General features: G+C 76.9%; 17 protein-coding genes. 2 read left to right on the top strand and 15 right to left on the bottom strand.

The annotated features are described in order from the left end of the window. The 5 genes from IE321_RS34005 to IE321_RS33985 form a co-directional block, all read right to left on the bottom strand. Window positions 1-7,098: type I polyketide synthase (locus tag IE321_RS34005; RefSeq protein ID WP_190225727.1), on the bottom strand; the 7,098-nt coding region annotated here is incomplete at its 3' end. 99 nt (window positions 7,099-7,197) lie between these two features. After that, complete coding sequence (gene rfbH / locus IE321_RS34000; protein WP_043223719.1) at window positions 7,198-8,544, bottom strand: lipopolysaccharide biosynthesis protein RfbH; 1,347 nt, start codon at window positions 8,542-8,544, stop codon at window positions 7,198-7,200. Beyond that, complete coding sequence (locus IE321_RS33995) at window positions 8,541-9,560, bottom strand: NAD-dependent epimerase/dehydratase family protein (protein WP_190225726.1); 1,020 nt, start codon at window positions 9,558-9,560, stop codon at window positions 8,541-8,543. The genes rfbH and IE321_RS33995 overlap by 4 nt, the downstream gene beginning before the upstream one ends. Further along, entirely contained in the window at window positions 9,557-10,552 is a 996-nt protein-coding gene (locus IE321_RS33990; protein WP_051841953.1) for a Gfo/Idh/MocA family protein, read from the bottom strand. Before IE321_RS33990 ends, IE321_RS33995 begins: the two co-directional genes overlap by 4 nt. Beyond that, window positions 10,549-12,072, bottom strand: coding sequence for an NDP-hexose 2,3-dehydratase family protein (locus IE321_RS33985; RefSeq protein WP_190225725.1), 1,524 nt, complete (start codon window positions 12,070-12,072; stop codon window positions 10,549-10,551). Before IE321_RS33985 ends, IE321_RS33990 begins: the two co-directional genes overlap by 4 nt. Window positions 12,073-12,268: 196 nt before the next feature. Between IE321_RS33985 and IE321_RS33980 the strand changes: the two genes are divergently transcribed. Beyond that, window positions 12,269-13,306 carry a ketoacyl-ACP synthase III family protein gene (locus IE321_RS33980; RefSeq protein WP_043223720.1) on the top strand — a complete coding sequence of 346 codons (1,038 nt, stop codon included), beginning with the start codon at window positions 12,269-12,271 and terminating at the stop codon, window positions 13,304-13,306. A gap of 28 nt (window positions 13,307-13,334) precedes the next feature. On the opposite strand, the gene IE321_RS33975 is transcribed toward IE321_RS33980, so the two are convergent. The 9 genes from IE321_RS33975 to fmt form a co-directional block, all read right to left on the bottom strand. Next, complete coding sequence (locus tag IE321_RS33975) at window positions 13,335-14,030, bottom strand: response regulator transcription factor (protein ID WP_190225724.1); 696 nt, start codon at window positions 14,028-14,030, stop codon at window positions 13,335-13,337. Between the two features lie 5 nt (window positions 14,031-14,035). After that, window positions 14,036-15,313, bottom strand: a complete 1,278-nt coding sequence (locus IE321_RS33970) for a sensor histidine kinase (protein ID WP_190225723.1) — start codon at window positions 15,311-15,313, stop codon at window positions 14,036-14,038. 38 nt (window positions 15,314-15,351) lie between these two features. Continuing rightward, window positions 15,352-16,056 carry a DUF998 domain-containing protein gene (locus tag IE321_RS33965; protein ID WP_190225722.1) on the bottom strand — a complete coding sequence of 235 codons (705 nt, stop codon included), beginning with the start codon at window positions 16,054-16,056 and terminating at the stop codon, window positions 15,352-15,354. Window positions 16,057-16,226: 170 nt separating this feature from the next. Next, complete coding sequence (locus IE321_RS33960; protein ID WP_190225721.1) at window positions 16,227-16,559, bottom strand: barstar family protein; 333 nt, start codon at window positions 16,557-16,559, stop codon at window positions 16,227-16,229. Then, on the bottom strand, window positions 16,546-17,007 hold the full coding sequence (locus IE321_RS33955; RefSeq protein ID WP_190225720.1) for a guanyl-specific ribonuclease: 462 nt from the start codon (window positions 17,005-17,007) through the stop codon (window positions 16,546-16,548). Before IE321_RS33955 ends, IE321_RS33960 begins: the two co-directional genes overlap by 14 nt. Before the next feature lie 97 nt (window positions 17,008-17,104). Then, a complete protein-coding gene (locus IE321_RS33950; RefSeq protein ID WP_190225728.1) occupies window positions 17,105-18,130 on the bottom strand; it encodes a sugar-binding transcriptional regulator in 1,026 nt (341 codons plus the stop codon). A 155-nt stretch (window positions 18,131-18,285) separates the two neighbouring features. Continuing rightward, window positions 18,286-18,969: a ribulose-phosphate 3-epimerase gene (rpe, locus tag IE321_RS33945; protein ID WP_190225719.1), complete on the bottom strand. Its 684-nt coding sequence runs from the start codon at window positions 18,967-18,969 to the stop codon at window positions 18,286-18,288. A 96-nt stretch (window positions 18,970-19,065) separates the two neighbouring features. Beyond that, the gene (locus IE321_RS33940) at window positions 19,066-20,478 is read right to left on the bottom strand and encodes an RsmB/NOP family class I SAM-dependent RNA methyltransferase (protein WP_190225718.1); all 1,413 of its coding nucleotides are present in this window, start codon (window positions 20,476-20,478) and stop codon (window positions 19,066-19,068) included. An 83-nt stretch (window positions 20,479-20,561) separates the two neighbouring features. Further along, window positions 20,562-21,494, bottom strand: coding sequence for a methionyl-tRNA formyltransferase (gene fmt, locus IE321_RS33935; RefSeq protein WP_043223728.1), 933 nt, complete (start codon window positions 21,492-21,494; stop codon window positions 20,562-20,564). Between the two features lie 225 nt (window positions 21,495-21,719). On the opposite strand from fmt, the gene IE321_RS33930 reads away from it, so the two are divergent. After that, a complete protein-coding gene (locus tag IE321_RS33930; protein WP_043223729.1) occupies window positions 21,720-22,238 on the top strand; it encodes a hypothetical protein in 519 nt (172 codons plus the stop codon). A gap of 88 nt (window positions 22,239-22,326) precedes the next feature. Here the strand turns inward: IE321_RS33930 and IE321_RS33925 are convergent, their stop codons facing one another. After that, complete coding sequence (locus tag IE321_RS33925) at window positions 22,327-24,456, bottom strand: primosomal protein N' (protein WP_190225717.1); 2,130 nt, start codon at window positions 24,454-24,456, stop codon at window positions 22,327-22,329. Window positions 24,457-24,631 lie beyond the last annotated feature (175 nt).

Here is a 24,631-nt window from a genome sequence, read left to right as displayed (position 1 = left end):
TTCGGTCACGGCCACGGTGCCGGGCGCGGGCGGGCCGGTGGCGACGCGGGCCTCCAGGCCGGCGAGGGCGCCCGGCGCGGCGGCCAGCGAGGCGCCGAGGTGCTCGACCGCCGGGAGGTCCGTACCGGCGGGCGCCGGGGGGTGCTCCTGCCAGTCGACGCGCTGGAGGGCGCTGCCCGTCCCGTCGGCGGACGCGATCCGCAGGCGGTCGGCGGCGCGCCATTCGACGGCCTCGGCGTCGAGGACGGGCGCGCCGTCCGGCCCGGTGGCGCTGATCCGCCAGGCGTCCGGGCCGGTCGGGGTGAGCCGGGCCCGGAGCACGGTGGCGCCCTCGGCGTGCAGCCGTACGCCGCTCCAGGCGATCGGCAGGTCGATCCGGCCCGGGGCGCGGGTGCCGGCGAGCAGCGCGGCGTGCAGGACGGCGTCGAGGAGCGCGGGGTGGACGCCGAAGCCCTCGGCGTCGGTCCCCTCGGGCAGCCGGACCTCGGCGAGCAGTTCGCCGCCCAGGCGCCAGGCGCGCAGCAGGCCGCGGTAGGCGGGTCCGTAGCCGTATCCCTCGTCGGCCAGGCCCGGGTATCCGGCGGCGGGGTCGAGGGCGACCGCGTCCTCGGGCGGCCAGGCGGCCGGGTCCCCGGCCGGGCCGGGCTCGTGGCCGGCGTCCGGGGTGAGGACGGCGGTGGCGCAGCGCTGCCAGGGCGCGTCGTCGCCGCCGCGGGCGTACAGGGCCAGCGAGCGGCGGCCGTCCTCGTCGGCCTCGGAGACGATCGCCTGGACCGGTGTGGGGGTGCCGTCGCGGAGCACCACGGGTGCGGCGAGGGCGAGTTCGGCGACGCCGGGGCAGCCGGTGAGGGTGCCCGCGTGGAGGGCCAGGTCGAGGCAGGCGGTGCCGGAGAGCAGGGTGGTGCCGGCGACGACGTGGTCGGCCAGCCAGGGCTGCCCGGCGGGGTCGAGGCGGCCGCTGAGCACCAGTCCGCCGCCGTCGGCGAGCGGCACGGCGGCGCCGAGCAGCGGGTGCCCGGGATCGTCCAGGCCGAGGCGTTCGGGTCCCGCGGCCGGGCGGGGGGCGTCCATCCAGTACCGCTCGCGGCGGAACGGCGAGGTGGGCAGGGCGAGCGCGCGCGGCGGCGCGCCGGGGTCGAGGCGGGCCGGGTCGGCGGGGGCACCGTGCGCGAGGGCGGCGGCGAGGGAGGCGGCGAAGCGGTCGCGGCCGCCGCCGTCGCGGCGCAGGGTGCCGACGGCCGCGGCGGCGCCGGGCCGTTCGGCGAGGGTCTCCTCGATCGCGGCGGTGAGCACCGGGTGCGGGCTGACCTCGACGAAGAGGGTGTGGCCCTGGTCGGCGAGGGAGCGGACGACGTCGGCGAAGCGGACGGTCTCCCGCAGGTTGCCGTACCAGTAGGCGCCGGTCAGTTCGGTGCCGGTCAGCCGGCGGCAGAGCGCGGTCGAGTGGAAGGGCACCTCCGCGGGGCGCGGCCGGATGTCGTCCAGGACCTCCAGCACGCGCTCGCGGACCGGGGCGACGTGCGGGGAGTGCGAGGCGTAGTCGACCGGCAGGAGCCGGGTGTGGACGTCCGGCCCGAGGTCGGCGACGAAGGCGTCGAGGGCGGCCGGCTCGCCCGCGACGACGGTGGCTCCCGGTCCGTTGACGACGGCGACGTGGACCTCGCCGGGGCGGCGGGCGAGCAGTTCGCGGACCCGGTCGACGGGGAGCGCCACGGAGAGCATGGCGCCGCTGCCCGCGAGCCGCACCAGCTCGCGGCTGCGGAGCGCGACGACCTTGGCGGCGTCGTCGAGGGAGAGGGCGCCGCCCACGCAGGCGGCGGCGATCTCGCCCTGCGAGTGGCCGACGACGGCGGCCGGTTCGATGCCGGCGGCGCGCCACAGCGCGGCCAGCGAGACCATCACGGCGAACAGCGCGGGCTGGACGACGTCGACGCGGTCGAGGCCGGGGGCGCCGGGGGCCCGGCGCACCACGTCGAGCAGGTCCCAGTCGGTGTGCGGGGCGAGGGCCTCGGCGCACTCGGTGAGCCTGCGGGCGAACACCGGCTCGGTGTCGAGGAGTTCGGCGGCCATGCCGGCCCACTGGGAGCCCTGCCCGGGGAAGACGAAGACGGGGCCGGGTCCGGCGGCGCCGGCGCGGACCGTGGGCGGCGCCTCGGGGTGGCCGTCGGCGAGCGCCGCGAGCCCGTCGAGCAGCTGCTCGCGGGTGGCCTGGGCGAAGCCGGCGCGGTACGGGAAGCGGGTGCGGGTGGCCCGGAGCGCGTGGCCGAGCTCGGCCGGGGTCGGCGCCGGTTCGGCCGCCGGTCCGCCGAGGAAGGTGCGCAGGGCGTCGGCGTGGGCGCGGACGGCGTCGGGGCTGTGCCCGGTGACGACCACCGGGACGGGCGCGGTCGCGCCGTCGGGGACCGGTGCCGCGGGCGCGTCCGGCCGCCCGGTGCCGGCGGGTGCCTCCTCCAGGATCAGGTGGGCGTTGGTGCCGCTCATGCCGAAGGACGAGACGCCGGCCCGGCGGGGGCGGGCGCCGCGCGGCCAGGGCTCGGCGGCGGTCAGGAGCCGTACGGTCCCGGCGGACCAGTCGACGTGCGAGGTGGGCGCGTCGACGTGCAGGGTGCGCGGCAGGAGTTCGTGGCGCAGGGCCAGCACCATCTTGATCAGGCCGCCGACGCCGGCGGCCGCCTGGGTGTGGCCGGTGTTGGACTTGAGCGAGCCGAGCCGCAGCGGGGCGCCGTCGGGCCGGCCCTCGCCGTAGGCGGCGATGAGGGCCTGGGCCTCGACGGGGTCGCCCAGCCGGGTGCCGGTGCCGTGCGCCTCGACGGCGTCGACGTCGGCGGGGGCGAGCGAGGCGTCGGCGAGCGCCCGGCGGATGACGTCCTCCTGCGCCGGACCGCTGGGCGCGGTGAGGCCGTTGCTGGCACCGTCCTGGTTGATGGCGGTGCCCCGGATCACGGCGAGGACGGGGTGGCCGTTGCGGCGCGCGTCGGAGAGCCGCTCCAGCAGCACCATCCCGGCGCCCTCGGCCCAGGCGGTGCCGTCGGCGGCCTCCGCGAAGGGCTTGCAGCGGCCGTCCTCGGCGAGCCCGCGCTGGCGGCTGAACTCCACGAACATGCCGGGCTGGGAGAGGACGGCGGCGCCGCCCGCGAGGGCGAGGTCGCACTCCCCGCGGCGCAGCGACTGCGCGGCGAGGTGGAGCGCGACGAGCGAGGAGGAGCAGGCGGTGTCGACGGAGAGGGCGGGACCGGCCAGGCCCAGCAGGTGGGAGATGCGGCCGGAGGCGACGCTGATGGAGCCGCCGGTGAGCAGGTGCCCGTCGTGTCCGGCCGCGTCCTCGTGGAGCCGGGGGCCGTACTCCTGGGCCATGGCGCCGACGAACACGCCGACGCCGGTGCCGCGCAGGGCGGCGGGGACGATGCCGGCGCGCTCCACGGCCTCCCACGCGGTCTCCAGGAGGAGCCGCTGCTGGGGGTCCATGGCCGCGGCCTCGCGGGGGCTGATGCCGAAGAAGGACGGGTCGAAGAGGTCGGCGTCGTAGAGGAAGCCGCCGTTCCGGGTGTAGCTGGTGCCGGGGGTGTCCGGGTCGGGGTCGTACAGCCCGGCGAGGTCCCAGCCCCGGTTGTCGGGGAAGCCGCCGATCCCGTCGCGCTCCTCGGCCAGCAGCCGCCAGAGCGCCTCCGGCGAGTCGGCTCCGCCGGGGAAGCGGCAGCTCATGGCGACGACGGCGAGGGGTTCCGCGCCGTCGTCCCCGCCGGTGCCGTCGGCGAGGGCGTCGGTACCGGGCTCCGCCGGCTCCCGGGCCTCCGTCCCGGTGTCGGGGCCGGGCCCCGCGTCGCGCGCGGCGAGCAGCCCGGCGGCGTGCGCGGCGAGCGCGGCGGGGGTGGGGTGGTGGTAGACGACGGTGGTCGGCAGCGTGAGGCCGGTGGCCTCGTTGAGCCGGTCCCGCAGCTCGACGGCGGTCAGCGAGTGGAAGCCGAGCGCGGTGAACGACCGCTCGGGGTCGACCTCGGCGGCCGACGCGTGCCCGAGGACGGCGGCGGCGAGCCCCCGGACGAGCGCCGCGACCTCCCCGGCGGTGGGCCCGCCCGAGGGAGCGGCGGAGGAGGAGGGCTCGGCGACCGCGTCGACGGCCGTGGCCGGGGAGGCGTCCGTGACCACAGAGGTGTCCGTGACCGCAGAGGTGTCCGTGACCGCAGAGGTGTCCGTGACCGCAGAGGCATCCGTGGCCAGAATGGCGCTCGTGGCCAGAATGGCGCTCGTGGCCAGAGTGGCATCCGTGGCCGTGGAGGCGTCCGCGGCCGTGTCCGTCGCGGTGTCCCGGACCGCCCCGGACCGCCCGGTGTCCGCCGCGCCGAGCGGCGCGGCGGTCGTGGCCGGGCCGTCGAACCAGTGGCGGCGGCGCTGGAAGGCGTACCCCGGCAGGTCGACGAGCGGGCCGGGGCCGTTCGGCCGGGTCAGGTCGACGGCCGCGCCGTGGACGTACGCCTCGGCGACGGCGCGCGGGAAGCCGTGGCCCTCCTCGCCGCTCGCGTCGCGGCGCAGGGTGCCGACGACGGCGGCCCGGGCGCCCGCGTCCTCCAGCGTCTCGCGGACGACCCAGGTCAGCACCGGGTGCGGGCTGCACTCGACGTAGAGCCGGGTGCCGTCGGCGAGGCTGCGCCGGACCGCGGCCTCGAAGCGCACCGGCTGCCGCAGGTTGGCGGCCCAGTAGGCGGCGTCGAGGGTGGTGGTGTCGACGGGTTCGCCGGTCACCGTGGAGATCATCGGGAGCAGGCCGGCCCGGGGGGCGACGGCGGCGAGTTCGCGTCGGACGTCGTCGAGGACCTCGTCGACGTGGGCGGTGTGCGAGGCGTAGTCGATGGCGACGCGGCGGCACCAGACGCCGTCGCGGTCGAGCCGCTCGGCGAGTTCGTCCAGGGCCTCGCGGTCGCCGGAGACGCCGGTCTGGGCGGGCCCGTTGAGGACCGAGACGGCGAGACGGCCGGTCCAGGGGGCGATGAGCCGCTCCGCCTCGGCGGCGGGCAGGGCGACGCTGAGGATGCCGCCCCGGCCCGAGACGCGCCGCAGCGCGGCCGCCCGCCGGGCCACCGTCAGGGCGGCGTCCTCCAGGGTGAGCGCGCCGGCGACGGTCGCGGCGGCCACCTCGCCCTGGGAGTGTCCGACCACGGCGTCGGGGACGAGTCCGTGGCTGCGCCACAGCTCGGCGAGGGAGACCATCACGGCCCACAGCGCGGGCTGGACGACGTCGACCCGGTCCAGGCCGGGCGCGCCGGGCGCGTCGCGGACCACGTCGAGGAGGTCCCAGTCGGTGTGCGGGGCGAGGGCCTCGGCGCACTCGGCGAGCCTGCGGGCGAACACCGGCTCGGTGGCGAGGAGTCCGGCCGCCATGCCGGGCCACTGGGAGCCCTGGCCGGGGAAGACGAAGACGGTACGGGCGGCGGCCGGGGGCAGTCCGGGCGCGCCGGCCTCGCCGCCGGCCCGGCCGCGCAGCACGGCGGCCGAGGGCGCGCCGTCGGCCAGGGCGCCCAGTCCGCCGAGGAGGGTGGCGGGATCGGCGCCGAGGACCACCGCGCGGTGCTCGAAGGCGGTACGGGTGGCGGCGAGCGAGAGGCCGACGGCGGCGGGCGCGGGGGCGCCGGGCCGGTCCAGGCGGTCGAGGAGGCCGCGGGCCTGGTCGCGCAGCGCCTGCTCGGTGTGGCCGGCGAGCGGCCACAGGACGGGGGCGGAGGAGGCGGAGCCCCTCCCGGTGTCCGGCTCCGCGTCGGCGGCGGGTGCGGCCCGGTCCCCGGTCCACTCCCCCAGGATCAGGTGGCAGTTGGTGCCGCCCATGCCGAAGGCGCTGACGCCGGCGCGCAGCGGCGACCCGTCCTCGGGCCAGGGCGTGGTGGCGGTGCAGACCCGCAGGCCCAGCTCGTCGAGGGGGACGGCCGGGTTCGGGGTCTCGAAGTGCAGGCTGGCGGGCAGGGCGCGGTGGGAGAGGGCGAGGACGGCCTTGAGGAGGCCGGTGATCCCGGCGGCGCCCTCCAGGTGGCCGACGTTGGTCTTGGCGGAGCCGACGTGCAGCGGCGGCCGGCCCGCGGCCCGGCGGGCCGTGCCGTAGACGGCGCCGAGCGCGGCGGCCTCGACGGGGTCGCCGACCCGGGTGCCGGTGCCGTGGAGTTCGACGTACTGGACGTCGACCGGGTCGGTCCCGGCGGCGGCGCAGGCCCGGCGCAGCACGTCCTCCTGGCCGGCGGCGCTGGGCACGGCCAGGCCGGGGCGCTCGCCCGCGCCGTCGTTGTTGACGGCGCCGCCGAGGATCAGGCAGTGGACGCGGTCGCCGTCGGCGAGGGCCCGGGAGAGGGTCTTCAGGACGACGAACGCCCCGCCCTCGCCGCGGACGTAGCCGTTGGCGCGGGCGTCGAAGGTGTGGCAGGCGCCGTCCGGGGAGAGCCCGCCGAAGCGGACGGTGCCGAGGGTGGAGTGCGGGGCGAGGTTGAGCTGGACGCCGCCCGCCAGGGCGAGTTCGCTCTGGCCGGCGCGCAGGCTGGCGCAGGCCAGTTCGACGGCGACGAGCGAGGAGGACTGGCCGGAGTCGACGGTGAGGCTGGGGCCGGTGAGGCCGAGCAGGTGCGAGATCCGGTTGGCGATCACGCTCCGGTGGTTGCCGGTGAGGGTGTAGGCGGTGAGGGCGTCGTCGCCGTGCTCGTGCAGGAGCGTGGCGTAGTCGCTCGCGATGGCGCCGACGTGGACGGAGGCGGCCGCGCCGCGCAGGTCGGCGGGGACGGTCCTGGCGTCCTCCAGCGCCTCCCAGGCCAGCTCCAGGGCGAGCCGCTGCTGCGGGTCGGTGACGGCCGCCTCGCGCGGCGAGAAGCCGAAGAAGCCCGCGTCGAAGCCGGCGACGTCGTCCAGGAACCCGCCCTTGCGGTACGCCTCCGGGACCTCGGGGCCGGGCCGTCCGTCGGGGGCGAGGCCGACGGCGTCCCGCCCCTCGCCGAGCAGGCGCCAGAAGCGTTCCGGGTCGGCCGCCCGGGGCAGCCGGCAGGCGATCCCGACCACGGCGATCGGCTCACCGGCCGGCTGCGTCGTGGTGGCGGCCGGGGCCGGCCGCAGGGCGGGTTCTACGTCCATGAGTGCACCCCTGTCGAGGAGATCGGGCATTCGGCGGGCAAGCGGGGCGGCCTGACGGGGGCCGGGGAGGGCGGGCCGGAGCGGGACCCGTGGGGGGCGTCAGCCGGTGCGGCGGCGCCCGGCGGCGAAGTCGCGCACCGAGTCGATGACGTACTGCGCCATCTCGGGCGTGATGCCGGGGTAGACGCCGAGCCAGAAGGTGCCCTCGGTGACGAGGGCGCTGTTGTCGAGGGAGCCGCTGACCCGGAACTCGCGGTCCAGGTAGGCGGGCTGGCGGGTGAGGTCGCCGGCGAAGAGCAGCCGGGTGCCGATCTTCCGGGACTCCAGGTGGGTGACGAGCTCGCGCCGGGTGAAGGGCGCGTCGGGCAGGACGGTCACGGCGAAGCCGAACCAGCTCGGGTCGCTGTCGGGGGTCGGCTCGGGCAGCAGCAGGCCCGGCGTGCCGTCCAGGCCCTCGCGCAGCAGGCGCCAGTTCCGCTTGCGGGCGTCGGTGAACTCGTCGAGGCGGCGGAGCTGGCTGAGGCCCAGGGAGGCGTGCAGGTCACTGGTCTTGAGGTTGTAGCCGACGTGCGAGAACACGTACTTGTGGTCGTAGCCGTGCGGCAGCTTGCCGAACTGCTGGTCGAAGCGCTTGGCGCAGCGGTCGTCCTCGCCGGGCTCGCACCAGCAGTCCCGGCCCCAGTCCCGGACGGACTCGACGACACGGGCGAGCACCAGGTTGTCGGTGAGGACGCAGCCGCCCTCGCCCATGGCCAGGTGGTGCGCCGGGTAGAAGCTGACGGTCGACAGGTCGCCGAAGCCACCGGTGAGACGGCCCCGGTAGGTGGAACCGACCGCGTCGCAGTTGTCCTCGACGAGGAAGAGGCCCCTGTCCCGGGCGAGTTCGGCGACCTCGGCGGCCTGGAAGGGGTTGCCGAGGGTGTGCGCCATCATGATCGCCCGGGTGCGCGGGCCGATGGCGTCGGCGATCCGGTCGACGGTGGTGTTGTACGTGCCGAGGTCGACGTCGACGAAGACCGGCTTCATCTGGTTCTGGAGGATCGGGTTGACGGTCGTCGGGAAGCTGGTGGCGACGGTGACGACCTCGTCGCCGGGGCGCAGCCGGTCGTCGCCGAGCGCCGGAGAGGTGAGGGCGGTGAGGGCCACCAGGTTGGCGGAGGAGCCGGAGTTGGTGAGGTGCGCCTTGCGGACCTTGAGGGCGCGCGAGAAGAGCCGCTCGAAGCGGCGGGCGCTCACGCCGGCGGCGATCCGCATGCCGAGGGCCGCCTCGACCAGCGCGACGGTGTCCTCCTCGTCGTGGACGCCGCCGGCGGGCTGGACCGGGGTGACGCCGGGGACGAACGCGGTCGGGACCCACCGCTCGCGCGCGAAGGCACGGACGCGGTCGAGGAGTTCCTCCCGGGTGTCGGCGGGGACGGTGGGGTCGGTGGAGGTCGTGAGGGTCATCGGGAGTCCCGTTCCGTGAGGCCGTGCTGGTGGGTGGGGCGGGTGCCGCGTCCGTGGTGCCACAGGTCGCGCAGGGCGTTCTCGGGGCCGCGCCCGGGCGTCCAGCCCCAGGCGGCGCGGGCCGCCGCGGTGTCGAGGAGCTGCCAGTCCAGGCCGCCGCCGCGGGCTCCGGTGCCGTCGTCGCGCTCGACGATCCGGACCGGGGCACCGCTGAGTCCGACCAGGTGCCGGACGAGGTCGCGCACGGGCACGGCCCGCCCGCCGCCGATGTTGCACAGCCGGGCGGCGCCCGGGGCGGCCGTGGCCGCGCCGAGCACGGCGGCGCCCACGTCCCCGACGTGGACGAAGTCCTGGCGGCTGACCAGGGGCCGGAGCACGATCTCGGCGGGCGGCCCGCCGGGGGGCACGGCCCCCAGCCGCTCCGCGAGGGCGCCGAAGAGGCTCCCGGCCGGGGCGCCCGGCCCGAGCGCGGAGGCCACGCGCAGGACCACGCCGTCGATCAGCCCCTCCTCGGCGGCGGCCAGCACGGTGAGGGTGGCCAGCAGCTTGGTCCGCCCGTAGGGGGTGGTGGGGCGGGCGGGGGCGTCCTCGGTGACGGGCTCGCCCTCGGGGGTGGGGCCGTACTCGTAGCCGGAGCCGAGCTGGACCAGCCGGGGGGCGCGGGCCGAGGCGGCGACGGCCGCGACGAGACCGCGGACCAGGGTGACGTTGGCGCGGTGCACGGACTCCTCGTCCAGGCCGCCCCAGACGGCGCCGGCCGCGTTGACGACCAGGTCGACGCGGTGCCGGTCGAGCAGGGCCGCCAGTTCCCCGGGCGCGGTCGCCGCGAGATCGGCCCGCAGCGCGCCCGGCCGGGGGGTGCGCCCGAGCGTCAGGATCCGGAAGCCGCCGTCGGCGAGCGCCGCCGCGACGTGCCTCCCGAGGAACCCGGCCCCGCCGACGACCAGCGCGGTACGGGAACCGGGCGCGGCCTCCCCGGGAACGGTCCCGCCGCCCGCGGGCCGGTCGGCGCTCACAGCGGGATCCGCCGGGTGTCGGCGGCCAGCGCGTCCAGGGTGCGGGCCTGCTGGAGGGTCTGCCGCTCGTCCTCGGCGGCCTCGGCGGGTCCGAGGGAGCCGCGGACGGCGCTCGCGAAACGCCGGGCGAGGGCGAGGAAGTGGTCGTCGGGGGCGAGCCTGCGGACCTCGGTGACGCCCTGGCGCTCGATGTGGACGACGGGCCGGTGGTCGGGCGGCGGGGTGAAGGCCCGCTCGACGGTGATCCGGCCCTCCGCGCCCCACAGGGTGTAGGAGGCGCGGTAGCCGCGCTCGCTGCCGACGGCGATGCGGGCGGGCACGCCGGCGGGCGAGACGAGGACGGCGGTGCAGGAGACGTCGACGTCGCGCACCGGGTCGTAGCGGCGGACGCCGCCCACCACGTCGAGCGGGCCGCCGAGGTGGAACTGTGCCGCGCGCACCGGGTAGACGCCCATGTCGAGGAGGGCTCCGCCGCCCAGCGCGGCCACGTGGCGGATGTCGTCCTCGGGCAGCGGCGGGATGCCGAACTCGGCGGTCATCTCGCGGACCTCGCCGATGGCGCCGGAGGCGACCAGCGCCGCGACCTCGCGGTGCTGGCGGTGCCGGACGAACATCAGGTTCTCCATGAGGACCAGTCCGGCCGCCCGCGCCGTGTCGTAGAGGCGGGCGGTGGCCCGCTCCGAGGTGGTCAGCGGCTTCTCGGCCAGGACGTGCTTGCCCGCGGCGAGGGCCCGCTCGGCCCACCGCTCGTGCAGCCCGGTGGGCAGCGGCAGGTAGACGGCCTCGATCCCGGGGTCGTCCAGGAGTTCCTCGTACCCGGCGGCGGCCGCGCAGCCGAACCGCTCGGCGAAGCGGGCGGCCTTCGCCGGGTCGCGGCTGGCGACGGCGGCGAGTTCGATCTCCGCCGCCAGGCCCAGCGCGGGCAGCACCCGCCGTTCGGCGATCGAGGCGCAGCCGAGCACCCCGATCCGCACGGGTCCGGCGCCGTTCACGAGGACTCCTCCGCGCCGGCCCGGGCGCCCTCGGCCCACAGGCCGTAGAGGACGCTCAGCAGCGAGCGGGCCTGCACGTTGACCTGGTAGCCGTGGCGGGCGAAGGCGGCCAGCTGGCCGAGGGAGACCCAGCGGAAGCCGTCGGGCTCCTCGTCCGGGACGTCCGGCCCGGCCTCGAGCACGAGGTGCCGGGCCAGCGAGTGGTAGGACCGGCCGCCCTCGTCGGACAGCAGGGTGTCGTAGCGGACGGCGTCGGCCGGGGCGCCCAGGACGGCGTCCAGGTAGCGGGGGCGGGGCAGTCCGGTCCCGGCCAGGTTGGCGGGGGTGCACTGGACGGTGGGGGCCCATTCGACGCCGTCCAGGAGCCCCGCCTCGACCCGGGCCTGCACGAGGACGTGCGGGACGCCGTCGAAGCGGCGCAGCAGGAAGGCGACGACGCCCTCGGCGACGGGCGCCAGCAACGGCTGCGACCAGGATCGGACCTCGCGCTGGGTGGCCTCGACGCGGACGCCGATGACGCGGAAGTAGCGGCCGTCCTCGTGGGCGATCTCGTCCGGCCCGCGGGTCCAGCCGTCGACCGCGGCGAGCGGCACCCGCCGGGTGACCATCGGGTGCCGGGCCTTCATGTCGGTGAACCAGTGCGCCAGCTCCGCGTCCTCGTGCCGGGCGGGGCCCCGGCGCGGCGCGCCCGTCCCCCGGGCGGCGAGCGGCAGGCAGGCGAGGATCGTGCGGACGTCCATGTTGACGACGTCGTCCTGGCGGAGCCGGTCGAGCACCTCGCCCATCGTCATCCAGCGGAAGTCGTCGCCGACGGGCACGTCGTCGAGCACCTCGACGACCATGTTCCGGTTCCGCTTGCGGTGGAACCAGGAGCCCATCTCGGACTGGAGGACGTCGACGAGCACCCGGCCCCGGCCGGGCCGCAGGAAGTGGTCCAGGTAGGGCACGGGGGCGCCGCCGTGCACGCCCGTGTAGTTGCTGCGGGTGGCCTGCACGGTGGGGCAGAGCTGGGTGCGGGTGGCGTTCCCGGGCTCCATCTTGGCCTGCATCAGGAAGTGCAGGACGCCGTCGAACTCCTTGGCGAGCAGGCCCAGGACGCCGATGTCGCTCTGCACCAGCACGGGCTGGGACCAGCTGTCGACCGGCCCGGTCTCCCGGCGCACCGACAGGCCCTCGACGCTGAAGAAGCGTCCGCTGTCGTGGCGGAGGTCGCCGGTGCCGGGGGCGAACGACCAGCCCGCCAGCTCGGACAGCGGGACGCGGTCGACGCGCAGCGCGCCGGCCAGGCCGCGCTCGGCGAGCCAGGCGTCCGGCGACGGGCCGGGCACCCGGCCCTCCGCCGCCAGCCCGGAGGCGGCGAGCAGCCGGGCGGTGTGCTCCGGCCCCGCCGCGGGCTCCCGCCCGGCTCCGTTCCCGGTGTCCGCCGCGCCCGGCTCCGTACCCTCCGCGTCCGTGTCCCGCCCACCGGCACCACCGTTCCCGGCCGCGCCGTCCTCCGCCCGCACCGTCGTCGACGGCATGTCACGCCTCCCCTCCGCGGGCCGCCCGTGCCGGGCCGGCCCTCGCCGCCACGGTAGGAACGGGTGATCGAAGCGATCTGGGGTTCCGGTAGAGCCCGGGTCGCTCCCGGCTTGAGCACGGGTGGACGCCCGCCGGAGAGCCTGGCGGCGAACCGGAGAGCAGCGGACCGGCGGACGGCCGGAAGAGGGAGACCCCATGCGCCTTGACGACCTGTACATCGCGGGAGTCGCGACCCATCTGCCGGAGCGCTTCCCCGTGGAGCGCGCGGTGGAGCTGGGTCTGTACGACGCGGAGGACGCCGCCCAGGGCAACTGGGTGTCGGTGGCGGTGGCCGGCGAGACCCCGGCCCCCGATCTGGCGGCACGGGCGGGCCGCCTGGCGCTGGAGCGATCGGGCCTGGACACCGCCGACATCGACCTGCTGGTGCACACCGACACCCATCACCAGGGCCCGGACGCCTGGTCCCCGCAGCACTACGTCCTCCAGCAGGTGCTCGGCACCGACGTGCCCGCGCTGGAGCTGCGCCAGGGGTGCAACGGCATGATGGCGGCGCTCGAAGCCGCCGCCAATCACCTGCACGCCGCCCCGGAGCGCACGGCCGCCCTGCTGACCAGCGGCGACAACTTCGGCACCGCGCTGATGGACCGCTGGCGCAGCATGACGAACATCGTGCTCGGCGACGCGGGCACGTCCCTGGTGGTGAGCCGCCGGGGCGGCTTCGCCCGGGTGCTGTCGGTGGCCCACGCCTCGGTGCCGGTCCTGGAGCTGCTGCACCGCGGCGAGGAGCCGCTCTTCCCGCCGGGCGCGACCGTGGGCCGGCCGGTGGACCTGAAGGCGCGGGCCGCGCAGTACGCCTCCTCGGAGGCGGCGGCCCGCCTCGCCGACCACGAGCTGATCGGCAGCGCGACCAAGCGGGCGGTGAAGCAGGCGCTGGCGGACGCGGGCGTGGAGACCGCCGACATCGCCCGGGTGACGCACATGAACTGGGCGCACGAGCGGTTCCTGCGCCGGACGCTGGCCCCGATCGGTCTGGAGACCTGGCGCGGCACCCTCGAATTCAGCCGCCGCGCGGGCCACTTGGGGGCGGGTGATCAGGTCGCGGGGCTCGACCACCTGCTGGAGACCGGCGCGCTGGCGCCCGGGGACCACGTGCTGATGATCGGCGTGGGCACCGGCATCTCGATCTCGTGCGTGGTGCTGCGGGTCGACGAGCGGCCCTCGTGGGTCGCCTGACGCGGCGGCGTCGGCGCCCGACGGGCCGTCAGACCCCGTCCACGGGAAGGTCGCCCGCGGTGTGGCCGGGCTGGATCAGCCCGGTCTCGTAGGCCAGGACGACCAGTTGGACCCGGTCGCGGACGCCGAGCTTGGTGATCGCCCGGGTGATGTGGGTCTTGGCGGTGAGCGGCGAGATCACCAGCCGGGCGGCGACCTGGTCGTTGGAGAGCCCCCCGGCGACGAGCGCCACCACCTCGCGTTCGCGGGCGGTGAGGGCGGTGAGCCGGTCGGGGGCCACGGTCGCGGCGAGCGGCCGGTGGGCGAACTCCTCGACCACCCGGCGGGTCGCGCTCGGTGAGAGCAGGGCGTCGCCGCCGGCGACCGCGCGGATCGCCTGGCGCAGGTCGTCCGGCTCGATCTCCTTGGTGAGGAAGCCGCTGGCGCCCGCCCGCAGCGCGGCGAAGACGTACTCGTCGGTCTCGAAGGTCGTCAGCACGATCACCCTGGTCCCGGCGAGTTCGGGGTCGCGGGTGAGGGATTCGGTCGCGGTCAGCCCGTCCATCCCCGGCATGCGGATGTCCATGAGGACGACGTCGGGGCGCAGGGCGCGGACGGCGCGCAGCGCCTCGTCGCCGGAGGCCGCCTCGCCCACCACCTCGATGTCGCGCGTCCGCCGGAGCAGGCTGCGGAAGCCCGCCCGGACGAGGGACTGGTCGTCGGCGAGCAGAACCGAAATCGTCATGATCGTCAGCTTGGCACAGGAATCACGGCCCGGACGGTGTATCCGCCGTGCTCGCCCGGCCCGACGGCGAACTCGCCGCCCAGCACGGAGACCCGCTCGCGCATCCCGGCGACCCCGTGGCCGCCGCCCTCGCTCGCCCGCGCCGGACGGCCGGCCGGCTTCGCGGGCCCGTCGTCGGCGATCTCCACCCGGACCGCCTCGGGTTCGTACCGCAGCCGGACGTCGACCCGGGTGCCGCCGGAGTGCCGCACCGCGTTGGTCAGCGACTCCTGCACGATCCGGTAGACGGCGAGCGCGACCGGCGCGGGCACGGCGGCCGGGTCGCCCGCGGCCTCGACGTCCGCGTCGAGCCCGGCGGCCCGCACCCGTTCCACCAGCTCGCCGACGCCGTCGAGGCCCCGCTCCGGGGCCAGCGCCATGTTCCCGCCGGCGGCCGCGTCCTGCCCGGGCTCGCGCAGGACGCCGATGAGCGACCGCAGGTCGGTGACGGCCGTGGCGCGGACCTCCTGCGCGGTCTTCAGCGCGGCCCGCGCCTCCTCCGGCTCGTCCTCCAGCGCCTCGACGGCCACCCGCAGCTGCACGCCGACGACGGTCAGGGTGTGCGCGACCACGTCGTGGAGCTCGCGGGCGATCTGCAACCGCTCCGCCTCCGCCCGCCGCCGGGCCTCCGCCTCCCGTTCGCGCGCGGCCCGTTCCCGTCCGGCCGCCTCCTCCCGGCGCCAGTTGCGTCCGTTGCGCCACGCGGTGGCGGCGGCGAGCACCAGGGCCAGCCAGAGGGTCTCCGCGCCGAGTTCGGCGACGACGCCCCGGCCGCTCATGCCCGCGACGAACAGCTCCCAGTCGGCGGCGAAGGCGACCTGGAAGACCCCGACGCCCACGGCGAAGGCGGGCCCGTCCGGCAGCCGCCGCAGCAGCGCGTCGAGCCGGCCGCGCACCGGGCCCCGTACGGGCCGGTCCCCGGCCGCCACCAGGAAGTACGCGGCGGTGGCCGGCCAGATCCAGCCGACGTCCGACAGCCCCGCGGCGCGGAAGGCGATGACGGTCTGGACGCTCACGAGCAGCGCGGCGCGCGGCCACCGGCCGGCCGCGAGCACCAGCGCGGCGAGCCCGAGGGCGTAGGGCACGATGCCGGTGAGCAGCGGCCCGTCGCCCGCCAGGGCCTCGGCGGTGACGACGGCGACCGCCGTCACCGCGGCCGCCGCGGCCCGTGCGGCCCGTGTGATGGCGGGGCCCTCGACGGGCCCCGTTCGGTCCCGGTCCACCCCGGCGCGCTCTTCGGTCACCGGGCCATTGTGCACAACGGCCCCCGGACGTCCGGTCGTCATGCGCGCACCGCCGGACGCGAGGCGGCGACGGCGGCCAGCGCCACCCAGGCCAGGCCGGCGCCGAAGGCGATCCGCTCGACCAGTCCGACGAGCGTCGGCACGGCGTCGGTCCCCAGCGAGGGCCCGTCCATCACGTCCACCAGGCAGACCAGCAGCACCGCCGTCGAGACCAGCGAGGTGCCGAGCACGGCGCGCAGCGCGCCGGCGCCGCGCGTCCACCGGCGGGTCAGCCATCCGTGCAGCACCAGCGCGGCCACGGGCAGGGCGAGGAAGGCGGGGGTGGCGGCCATGCCGTGCACGATGTCCGAGGTGGACGGCCTGCCCCAGCGTCCGGGCGGGTCGGCGGGGAAGACCCCGGCGACCGCGATGCCCGCGGCCCACACGCCGACCGCCCACCGCCCGACCCGCGGCGCCCCGGCCCTCCGCAGCAGGGCCAGGAGGAGGCCGGAGGCGCCGGCGACCAGGAACAGCGCCGTGGTGACCAGCCAGCCCGCGGTGCCGTTCACGTACCGGCTGATCACCTCGGTGACCGGGCTGTACTGCGGGTTGATCAGGTCTGCGGCGGCGATCGCCGCGACGGCGGTGCAGATCGCGGCCGGGACGGCCCGGGAGCCGGTCCGCGCCCACCGGCCGGTGCCGCCGGAGCCGGCCGTCCGGCCGGTGGAGGAGGGGGACGAGGGGGTGGGGGAAAGGGTGCGCATGGCGGGCCTCCTGACGGAAGGGGGGTGCCGCCGGAGCGGCGCCGGGCGGCTGCTCCACCCGACGCCCTCCACGCTAGGAACGGACGGCCCCGCGGGCGTCCACCGTCCGCCGACACCCGCGCGTACTCCCCCGGCGCACGCCGTACTCCCCGGGGAGTACGCGCCGCCGCTCAGCCGCCCTCCGGCTCCGGCTCCGGCGGGCTCTCCCGGCGTCCGCCCCCGAGGGCGATCAGCACCGAAAGCCGCCCGGGCGAGTCCTCGACGGCGGTGGCGAAGACCTCCTGGGCCGTCTCCCAGTCGCCCGGGGCCCGGCGGGCGTACCCCTGCCAGTGGGTGACGACGACGGCGACGGGCCGGGGCAGGTCGCCGAGGCCCTCGGCGAGGGCGTCCCAGTTGCGGCCGAACCAGTCCGGCAGTCCGAGCACGGCGGCGCAGCGGTCCATGAAGCCCGCCTTGTCGGTCACGCCGTACAGATCGAGGACGACGGGGTCATCCAGTCTCATCGCCGACCACCTCCCGGAAGCTCTCGTAGTGGTCGTCGGTGTAGTACCGCTCCCCCTCGCCGCCGGTGACGATCCGGCGGGCCCCGCGGTCGCGTTCGCCGGGGGTGCGGACGGTGTACTCGTGGTAGTAGCCGCGCTTCCTCGGCGGCAGGATCCGCTCGAAGTTGGAGAAGACGCTGCCGTCCTTGGCGTACGGGAAGGGTCCGCCGGCCCGGATCAGCGCCAGGGTCCGGCGCGCCTCGGGCGGCAGCTCCGCCGCCTCCACGGTGGGCAGGCCGGAGGAGCGCGAGGCGGTGGGGACGGCGGACGGCGCGGGGGCGGACGGCGCGGCGGTACGGGACGGGGCGGCGGTGGCGGTCGGCGTGGCGGTCCCGGCGGAGCAGCCGGTGAGGAGCAGGGACAGCCCGGCCAGGACGGCGAGCCCCAGCCGGAGGCAGCGAGCGGTCATGGCCCGATGCTGTCACCGTCCGCCCGGCGCGGCCCCGGGGACGCGCCCGGGCGGACGAAGGGCGCCCGCCGTGTGCACGGCGGGCGCCCCCGGGACGTCAGCGTCCGTCGGTGCCCGTGTCCGGGTCCTTGCGGTCGAGGGCCGGCCGGGAGCCCGGGCTGAACTCGCTGAGCAGGTAGTCGGCGGCCGAGCGGTCGGTGACCAGGCTGGTGACGAGGCCGGAGCGGAGCACCGCGCCGATCGCCGCCGCCTTGCGCTGGCCGCCCGCGATGGCGACGACCTCGGGGATCCGGCGCAGCCGGTCCGCCTCGACGGTGATGCACCGCTCGCCCAGGTCGCGGCCGACCCGGCGGCCCTCGGCGTCGAAGAGGTGCGCGGACATCTCGGCGGCCACGCCCAGGGAGGCGTAGTGGGCGCGCTCCTCCTCGGAGAGCATGTCGTGCACGGTGGAGATGCCCGGCTCCCAGGAGCCGATGGAGACGCAGGCGACGGTGACCTTGTCGAAGTACTCGAAGGCCCGGGCGATGCCGGTCTGGTTGCGCAGCGCGGCGGCCGTGGCCGGGTCGGGCAGCAGCATGGGGGCGTAGATGGGGTGGGCCTCGCCTCCGGAGACCTGGGCGGCGCGCCGGACCGCCTCGACCGAGCCGCGCTCGGCGGTCCCGGCGTCGTACACCCCGGTGAGCTGGACGACCGTGCACGGGGGCAGCCGGTCGAGGGCGGCCGCCATGTGGATGGTCGAGCGGCCCCAGGCCAGGCCCAGCACGTCGCCCTCGTTGACCAGCTCGCCGAGGAGGTCGGCCGCGACCTCGCCGAGGTTCTCCGGGTCGGGCGACTCGTCGTCCTCGGCCGGGGACTCCACGACGACGGCGTGGCGGAGCCCGTAGCGGGCGCGCAGCGCGTCGGAGCGTTCGGCGTCCAGCTCGGCCGGTACGCGGATCTCGATGCGGACGAGATCCCTCTCCAGAGCGGTCTCCAGGACCCGGGCCACCTTGAAGCGGCTCACGCCGAACTCCTCGGCGATCTGGATCTTGGACTTCCCCTCCAGGTAGAAGCGGCGCGCCATGGCGGCCGCCTGCACCAGCTCCGCGGGGCCCATCCGCAGGGCCGACCGTCCTGCCGACATTCCCGCCACCGCGATCTCCTCACTGCTGTGCGCGCACCGCTGTCCACGGCCCGCGTTTCGTTCACACTCTGGACCCGCTGTTCATCCTGTCAGAAACGGCGGGCCTTGATCAGTCCTGTCGGCGGCCCGTCGGACCGCGTTCACCGGTCGGAGGCTCAGTGGCCACATGCCCAGGCGGCGCCCGCCGTGGCGGCGTCCGCCTTGGCGCGCAGCGCGGCCACCGCGGCGGCCGGGTCGGCCGCGCCGTAGACCGCCGAGCCGGCCACGAAGACGTCGGCGCCCGCCTCGGCGCAGCGCTCGATGGTCGACTCGGAGACGCCTCCGTCGACCTGGAGCCACAGTTCCAGGCCGTGCTTGGAGATCAGCTCACGGGTGCGGCGGATCTTGGGCAGCATGATGTCGAGGAACGCCTGGCCGCCGAAGCCGGGCTCGACGGTCATGATGAGCAGCATGTCGAGCTCGGGGAGCAGGTCCTCGAAGGGCTCGATGGGGGTGGCCGGCCTGAGCGCCATGGAGGCCCTGGCGCCCTTGGCGCGGATCTCCCGGGCGAGCCGGACCGGCGCGGCGGCCGCCTCGACGTGGAAGGTGACCGAGCCCGCGCCGGCCTCCACGTACTGCGGCGCCCAGCGGTCCGGGTCCTCGATCATCAGGTGGCAGTCGAGGGGGGTGCCGGTCGCCCGGCTGAGCGACTCGACGATCGGCACGCCCAGCGTCAGGTTGGGCACGAAGTGGTTGTCCATGACGTCGACGTGCAGCCAGTCGGCACCGTCGACGGCCTTGGCCTCGTCCGCGAGGCGGGCGAAGTCTGCGGAGAGGATGCTGGGATTGATCTGCGCCATGTGCCAAGCCTGCCACGTTCTTGGGGACTTCTTTGCCGCGAACCGGTGAGTAGCAATCGCGCCACCGGACGTACTGGTACAGACCAGCGGAAACCGTCAGGCGGTCCGGCGGATCAGCGCCAGGTACATGGCGTCCGTACCGTGCAGATGCGGCCACAGCTGGACGTCGGGGCCGTCTCCGAGGGCGTCGACGCCGGGGAAGTACGGGCGGGCGTCGACCAGCTCGCCGCCGCCGTGCTTCTTGAGGACGTCGTCGACGACGACCCGGGTCTCGGCCAGGTGCGGCGAGCAGGTCGCGTAGCCGACGACGCCGCCGACGCGGACGGCCTTCAGCGCCTCGGTGAGCAGCCCGCGCTGGAGCGGCCCGAAGCCGTCCAGGTCCTCCGGGCGGCGGCGCCAGCGGGCCTCGGGGCGGCGGCGCAGCGCGCCGAGCCCGGAGCAGGGCACGTCGACCAGGACGCGGTCGAAGGAGCCCTCGCGCCACGGCGGGCGGGTGCCGTCGGCGGCGATGACCTGGTACGGGCCGGGGTTACCGGCCAGCGCGCGCTCGACCAGCCGGGCGCGGTGCGGCTGCTTCTCGGAGGCGAGCAGGGCGGCGCCGCGCCCGGCGGCCAGCGCGCCCAGCAGGGCAGCCTTGCCGCCGGGGCCGGCGCAGCCGTCGAGCCAGCGGGTGTCGGGGCCCTCCAGCGGGACGTTGGCCAGGGCGATCGCGACGAGCTGGCTGCCCTCGTCCTGGACGCCGGCCCGGCCGTCCCGCACGGACTCGATGGCGCCGGGCTCGCCGCCCTCGGCGAGCCGCAGGGCGTACGGGGACCAGCGGCCCGGCTCGGTCTCGGCGGCGCCGGCCAGCTCCTCCACGCCGATCCGGCCGGGCCGGGCGACGAGGGTGACCTCGGGCCGCTCGTTGTCGGCGGCCAGCAGCGCCTCGATGCCGGCCCGGCCGCCGCCGAGCGCGTCCCAGAGCGCGGAGACCACCCAGCGGGGGTGGGAGTGCATGACGGCGAGGTGGTCCTCGGCGTCCTTCTCGTACGGCGGGGCGACCTCGGCCAGCCAGGCGTCGAGGTCCTGCCGCGTGATCTTCCGCAGCACGGCGTTGACGAACTTGGCGCGCCCCTCGCCCAGCACCGCGCGGGCCAGCTCGACGGTGGCGGAGACGGCGGCGTGCGGCGGGATCCGCGTCCCGAGCAGCTGGTGCGCGCCGAGCGACAGCACGTCGAGCACCGGCGGGTCGACCTCGCGCAGCGGCCGGTCGACGCAGGCGGCGATGATCGCGTCGTACGTGCCCTGGCGCCGCAGCGTCCCGTAGACGAGCTCGGTCGCCAGCGCCGCGTCCCGCGCCTCGAAGCCCTCCTTCTCGCGCGCCTTGCGCAGCAGCGGAGGCAGCACGAGGTTGGCGTACGCGTCCCGCTCGTCGACCGCCCGGAGCACCTCGAAGGCGAGCATCCGCACGGGATCCTTCTTGGGCCGGCGGTGGGGCTTGGGGGGACGGCGACGTGCCTGCTCGCTCAAAGGTGCTCCGCGTGACGAAATGAGGGGTCGAACCCACCCAGCCTACGTCCGTCGGCCGCCACCGGGGAAAACGCCCCCGGCGGTCACGCGCCCAGCCGCTCCCCCGGGGCGATGCGGACGCCGCGGGCCCAGTCGGCGGCCTTCATGGGCTTCTTGCCCTGCGGCTGGACCCAGAGGAGTTCGACGGCGTACGAGCCGGTGCCGGCGTAGACGTTGTTCTTGCCGGCCGCCAGCTCGCCGGGGGCGAGGTCGGTGCGGTCGGGGACGGGGGCCGCGTGGACGAGCTTGAGGCGCTCGCCGCGGAAGAGGGTCCAGGCACCGGGGGCGGGGGTGCAGCCGCGGACGACGCGGTCGACCCGGAGGGCCGGGGCGGCGAAGTCGACGTGCGCGTCCTCGACCTCGATCTTCGGGGCCAGGGAGATGCCGTCGGCGGGCTGCGGGACGGCCTTGAGGGTGCCGTCCTCGATGCCGTCCATGGTCGCCGAGAGCAGTCCGGCGCCCGCGAAGGCCAGCCGGGTCAGGAGGTCGCCGCTGGTGTCGGTGGGGCGGATCTCCTCGGTGATCACGCCGTAGACCGGGCCGGAGTCGAGGCCCCGCTCGATCTGGAAGGTGCTGGCGCCGGTCACCTCGTCGCCCGCCATCACCGCGTGCTGGACGGGCGCCGCGCCGCGCCAGGCCGGGAGGAGGGAGAAGTGCAGGTTGACCCAGCCGTGCGCCGGGATGTCGAGGGCCTTCTGCGGCAGCAGCGCGCCGTAGGCGACGACCGGGCAGCAGTCCGGGGCGATCTCACGGAGCCGGGCGAGGAAGTCCTCGTCGCGCGGGTGGCCGGGCCGCAGGATCTCGATGCCCTCCTCCTCGGCGCGCTGCGCGACCGGGCTGGCGACCATGCGCCGACCCCGGCCCGCGGGCGCGTCCGGGCGGGTGACCACGGCGGCGACCTCGTGGCGGCCGGAGGCCAGCAGGGCGTCCAGGGCGGGGACGGCGACCTCGGGGGTGCCTGCGAAGACGAGCTTCATGGGTGGCGACTGCCTGTCTGTCCGGGGGCGTTGCGGGCGACACACCAGTCTAGGCGGGAGTGACGGAGGGGGCGTACGCGACGGCGAGCGCCCCGCGCATATGCGTGTACGCCCCCGCAGCGTGACCCAACTCCGGGTGGCGCGTTGGTCAAGAGAGATTGACCGAATCGGGCCGCCGTCCCCCCTGCGGCCCGCCCTACCATCGCCGGTTCGAGAGGCTCATCCATGGCCGACCACGCAACCCACGACGCCCAAGCCCGGGCGAGTCTGCACCTGTTGGTGCGGGACATCGAGCGGGTCCGGCGGCAGGTGGACGCACTGCGCACGCTCACGGCCCAGCTGGGCAATGTCTACCGCCCCCGCCGCTCCGGCCCGTCGACGGGCTTCGTCGTCTACGGCCGCGCGCCCGCCCCCACCGTACGGCTCGCCCAGGAACTCCGCGACAGCGTCGAGACCCTGGTGACCGCCGCCGTCGAGTTCGACCGCTCCCTCGGCTTCTCCTGGGACGCGGTCGGTTCCGCCCTCGGAGTCACCAAGCAGGCCGTGCACCGCCGCTACGGCGCCCGCCGGGCACCCCAGCAGCCCTCGGTGGAGCCGGAGCAGCTCGGCGCCGAGCCGGGCGTGCCCCGCCCCCTCCCGTCGGTGCCGGCCGCCCGCTCCATGCCTCCCCAGCCCACCTCGGGCAGCGCCACCCTCCGCGAGGAGCCCCGCTCCCCCGCCTTCCCCAGCCCGCGCAACGGCTGACGGCACGCGGCGACGAACCGGCCGCCACCCCCTGGCCGAAGGGGGCGGCGGCCGTCGTCGTGTCCGCCCGGACCGGGCGCGGGCGGGGTCAGCCGATGTCCGGCGGGTCCACCCTGATCCGGACCGGTTCGCCGGCGCCGCGGGCCTGACGGCTCGCGCGGGCGTGCTTGAGCGCCTGGGCGAGGGCCGCTCCGCTGCCCGGCGGGACCCTGACCAGGGCGCGCTCCCACTCCTCCCCCGGCGGGGGGTCCCCGGGCCGGCGGGCCGCCCCGGGGCGGACCACCGGGAGCGGCACCGGCCCGAGGACCTCGGCGTCCATGGGCAGCGCGGCGGCCGCGAGGAAGGTCTCGACCGCCTCGGGCGACCCGCTCACGGCGGCCATCCGGGAGACCGGCGGGAAGCCCAGCTCGGCGCGCTCGGCCAGCTCACGCTGGGCGTGCCCGACCGGGTCCCAGCGGACCAGGGCCTGCACGGGCCGCAGCGTCGGCTCGGCGACCACGACGACCGTGCCGCCCTCGGCCTGGCCCCGGACCAGCGAGGCCGCGTCCATCCAGCGGCGCAGCGCCTCCTCGCCGGCCCGCAGGTCGGGGCGGCCGAGCAGCGCCCAGCCGTCGAGCAGCAGCGCCGCCGCGTAGCCGCCGTCGGCGACGGGTTCGGCGCCGGGGGTGGAGACGACGAGGGCGGGGCGGTCCGGGACCCGGTCCAGGACGTGGTCGCGGCCCGAGGTCCGGACCGGCACGGCGGGGAAGGCCCGGCCCAGCTCCTCGGCGGTCCGGCGGGCGCCGACCACCTGGGCGCGCAGCCGGGTGGAGCCGCACGCCTCGCAGTGCCAGGCGGGGGCCTCGCGCCCGCACCAGCCGCAGTGCAGCTCGCGCTGGTCGGGGGCCTCCAGCGGCCCGGCGCAGTGCCGGCAGCGGGCGGGCGTCCGGCACTGCTGGCAGGCGAGCCGGGGCACGTACCCCCGCCGGGGCACCTGGATCAGAACCGGCCCGGAGCGCAGGCCGTCCCGCAGCGTCTCCCAGGCGAGCGAGGGCAGCCGAGCGGCCCGCGCGGCACCGTCCCGGGCGAGGAGGTCGTCGCCGACGGTACGGACGAGGGGCGCCGCCCCGCGGACCTGCTCGCGGCCGGCGGCGAGCGGCCGGGCCCAGCCGGACTCGACGAGCTGCGCGGCCTCCACGGTGCAGCCGGTGGCGCCGAGCAGGAAGGCGGACCGGTCGTGGCCGGCGCGCAGCAGCAGCACCTCGCGGCTGTGCGGCTGGGGGGCGTGCGGGTCGCTGTGGCTGCCGTCGCCGTCGTCCCAGACGACGACCAGGCCCAGGTCCCTGACCGGCGCGAACATGGCGGCGCGGGTGCCGACGACGGCCCGCACGGCGCCGCGCCGGACGGCGAGCCACTGCTCGTACCGCTTCTCGGGCCCGGCCTCCGCGGTGAGCACCGCGTGCCGGCCCTCGCCCAGGACGGCGGTGAGGGCCGCGTCGACCCGGCCGACGGCCCGCCCGTCGGGGACGACGACGAGCGCGCCGCGCCCGGAGGCGAGGGTGGCGGCGACGGCCCGGGCGATCTCCTCGGCCCAGTGCGGCCCCGGCAGCGCCGTCCACACCGCCCGGGGCGTCCCGCCGCGGGCCAGCGTCTCCAGGAAGGCGGGCCCCCGCTCGTACCGGCTCCAGGTGCCGGGGGCGGGCGGCGGGGGCTGCGGCAGCGGGGCGGGCGAGGGGCGGCCCTCGGCGGCGGCGCTGCGCGGCGGCACGGCGAGCTGGAGCACGTCGGCGAGGCTGCCCGCGTACCGGTCGGCGACGGCCCGGGCCAGGGCGAGCAGCTCGGGTCCGAGCACCGGCTCGGGCGAGACGACGTCGGCGAGGGCGGCCAGCGGTCCGGAGTAGTCGGAGGCGGCGCGCCGCTCGACGAGGAAGCCGTCGATCAGCCGGCCGCCCTCCCGGCGCCCGCCCCGCACCTGCCCGGACCCGGCACCGAAGCGGACCCGCACCCGCACCCCGGGCCGGGCGACGGCGTCGAGCTCCTCGGGCACCGCGTAGTCGAAGAACTGGTCGAGGTGGAGCGCGCCCTTGTTCACCACCACCCGGGCGACGGGCAGCTCCTTGGCGAGCGCGGCGCCCCGCCAGGTCCGCGGCTTGGCCTTCGGCACCTTCGCCCTGCGCACCGTCTCCCGGATGAGCGCGAGCTGCTCGGGCCCCTCCGGATTCTCCTTCTCGCTGCTCACAGCCCCATACCTACCAGACCGCTCGGACAACGGGGGAACGCCGAAGCCCGGCGCCCCTGACGGGGTGCCGGGCTTCGGCGGTGCTCCGGTGCGCCTTACAGGCCGGCGGCCTTCTTCAGGGCGTCGACGCGGTCGGTGCGCTCCCAGGTGAAGTCCGGCAGCTCGCGGCCGAAGT

Source organism: Streptomyces hydrogenans (genome assembly GCF_014656075.1).
GTDB lineage: Bacteria > Actinomycetota > Actinomycetes > Streptomycetales > Streptomycetaceae > Streptomyces > Streptomyces hydrogenans.
This window is presented reverse-complemented; position numbering and strand designations above follow the sequence as displayed.

Bases quoted from the DNA above. Each gene is read 5' to 3' on its own strand.
- rpe (WP_190225719.1), bottom strand. From the start codon at position 18,969: ATGGCGCAGATCAATCCCAGCATCCTCTCCGCAGACTTCGCCCGCCTC.
- IE321_RS33965 (WP_190225722.1), bottom strand. From the start codon at position 16,056: ATGCGCACCCTTTCCCCCACCCCCTCGTCCCCCTCCTCCACCGGCCGG.
- IE321_RS33950 (WP_190225728.1), bottom strand. From the start codon at position 18,130: ATGTCGGCAGGACGGTCGGCCCTGCGGATGGGCCCCGCGGAGCTGGTG.
- fmt (WP_043223728.1), bottom strand. From the start codon at position 21,494: ATGAAGCTCGTCTTCGCAGGCACCCCCGAGGTCGCCGTCCCCGCCCTG.
- IE321_RS33985 (WP_190225725.1), bottom strand. From the start codon at position 12,072: ATGCCGTCGACGACGGTGCGGGCGGAGGACGGCGCGGCCGGGAACGGT.
- IE321_RS33960 (WP_190225721.1), bottom strand. From the start codon at position 16,559: ATGAGACTGGATGACCCCGTCGTCCTCGATCTGTACGGCGTGACCGAC.
- IE321_RS33955 (WP_190225720.1), bottom strand. From the start codon at position 17,007: ATGACCGCTCGCTGCCTCCGGCTGGGGCTCGCCGTCCTGGCCGGGCTG.
- rfbH (WP_043223719.1), bottom strand. From the start codon at position 8,544: ATGACCCTCACGACCTCCACCGACCCCACCGTCCCCGCCGACACCCGG.
- IE321_RS33980 (WP_043223720.1), top strand. From the start codon at position 12,269: ATGCGCCTTGACGACCTGTACATCGCGGGAGTCGCGACCCATCTGCCG.
- IE321_RS33930 (WP_043223729.1), top strand. From the start codon at position 21,720: ATGGCCGACCACGCAACCCACGACGCCCAAGCCCGGGCGAGTCTGCAC.
- IE321_RS33975 (WP_190225724.1), bottom strand. From the start codon at position 14,030: ATGACGATTTCGGTTCTGCTCGCCGACGACCAGTCCCTCGTCCGGGCG.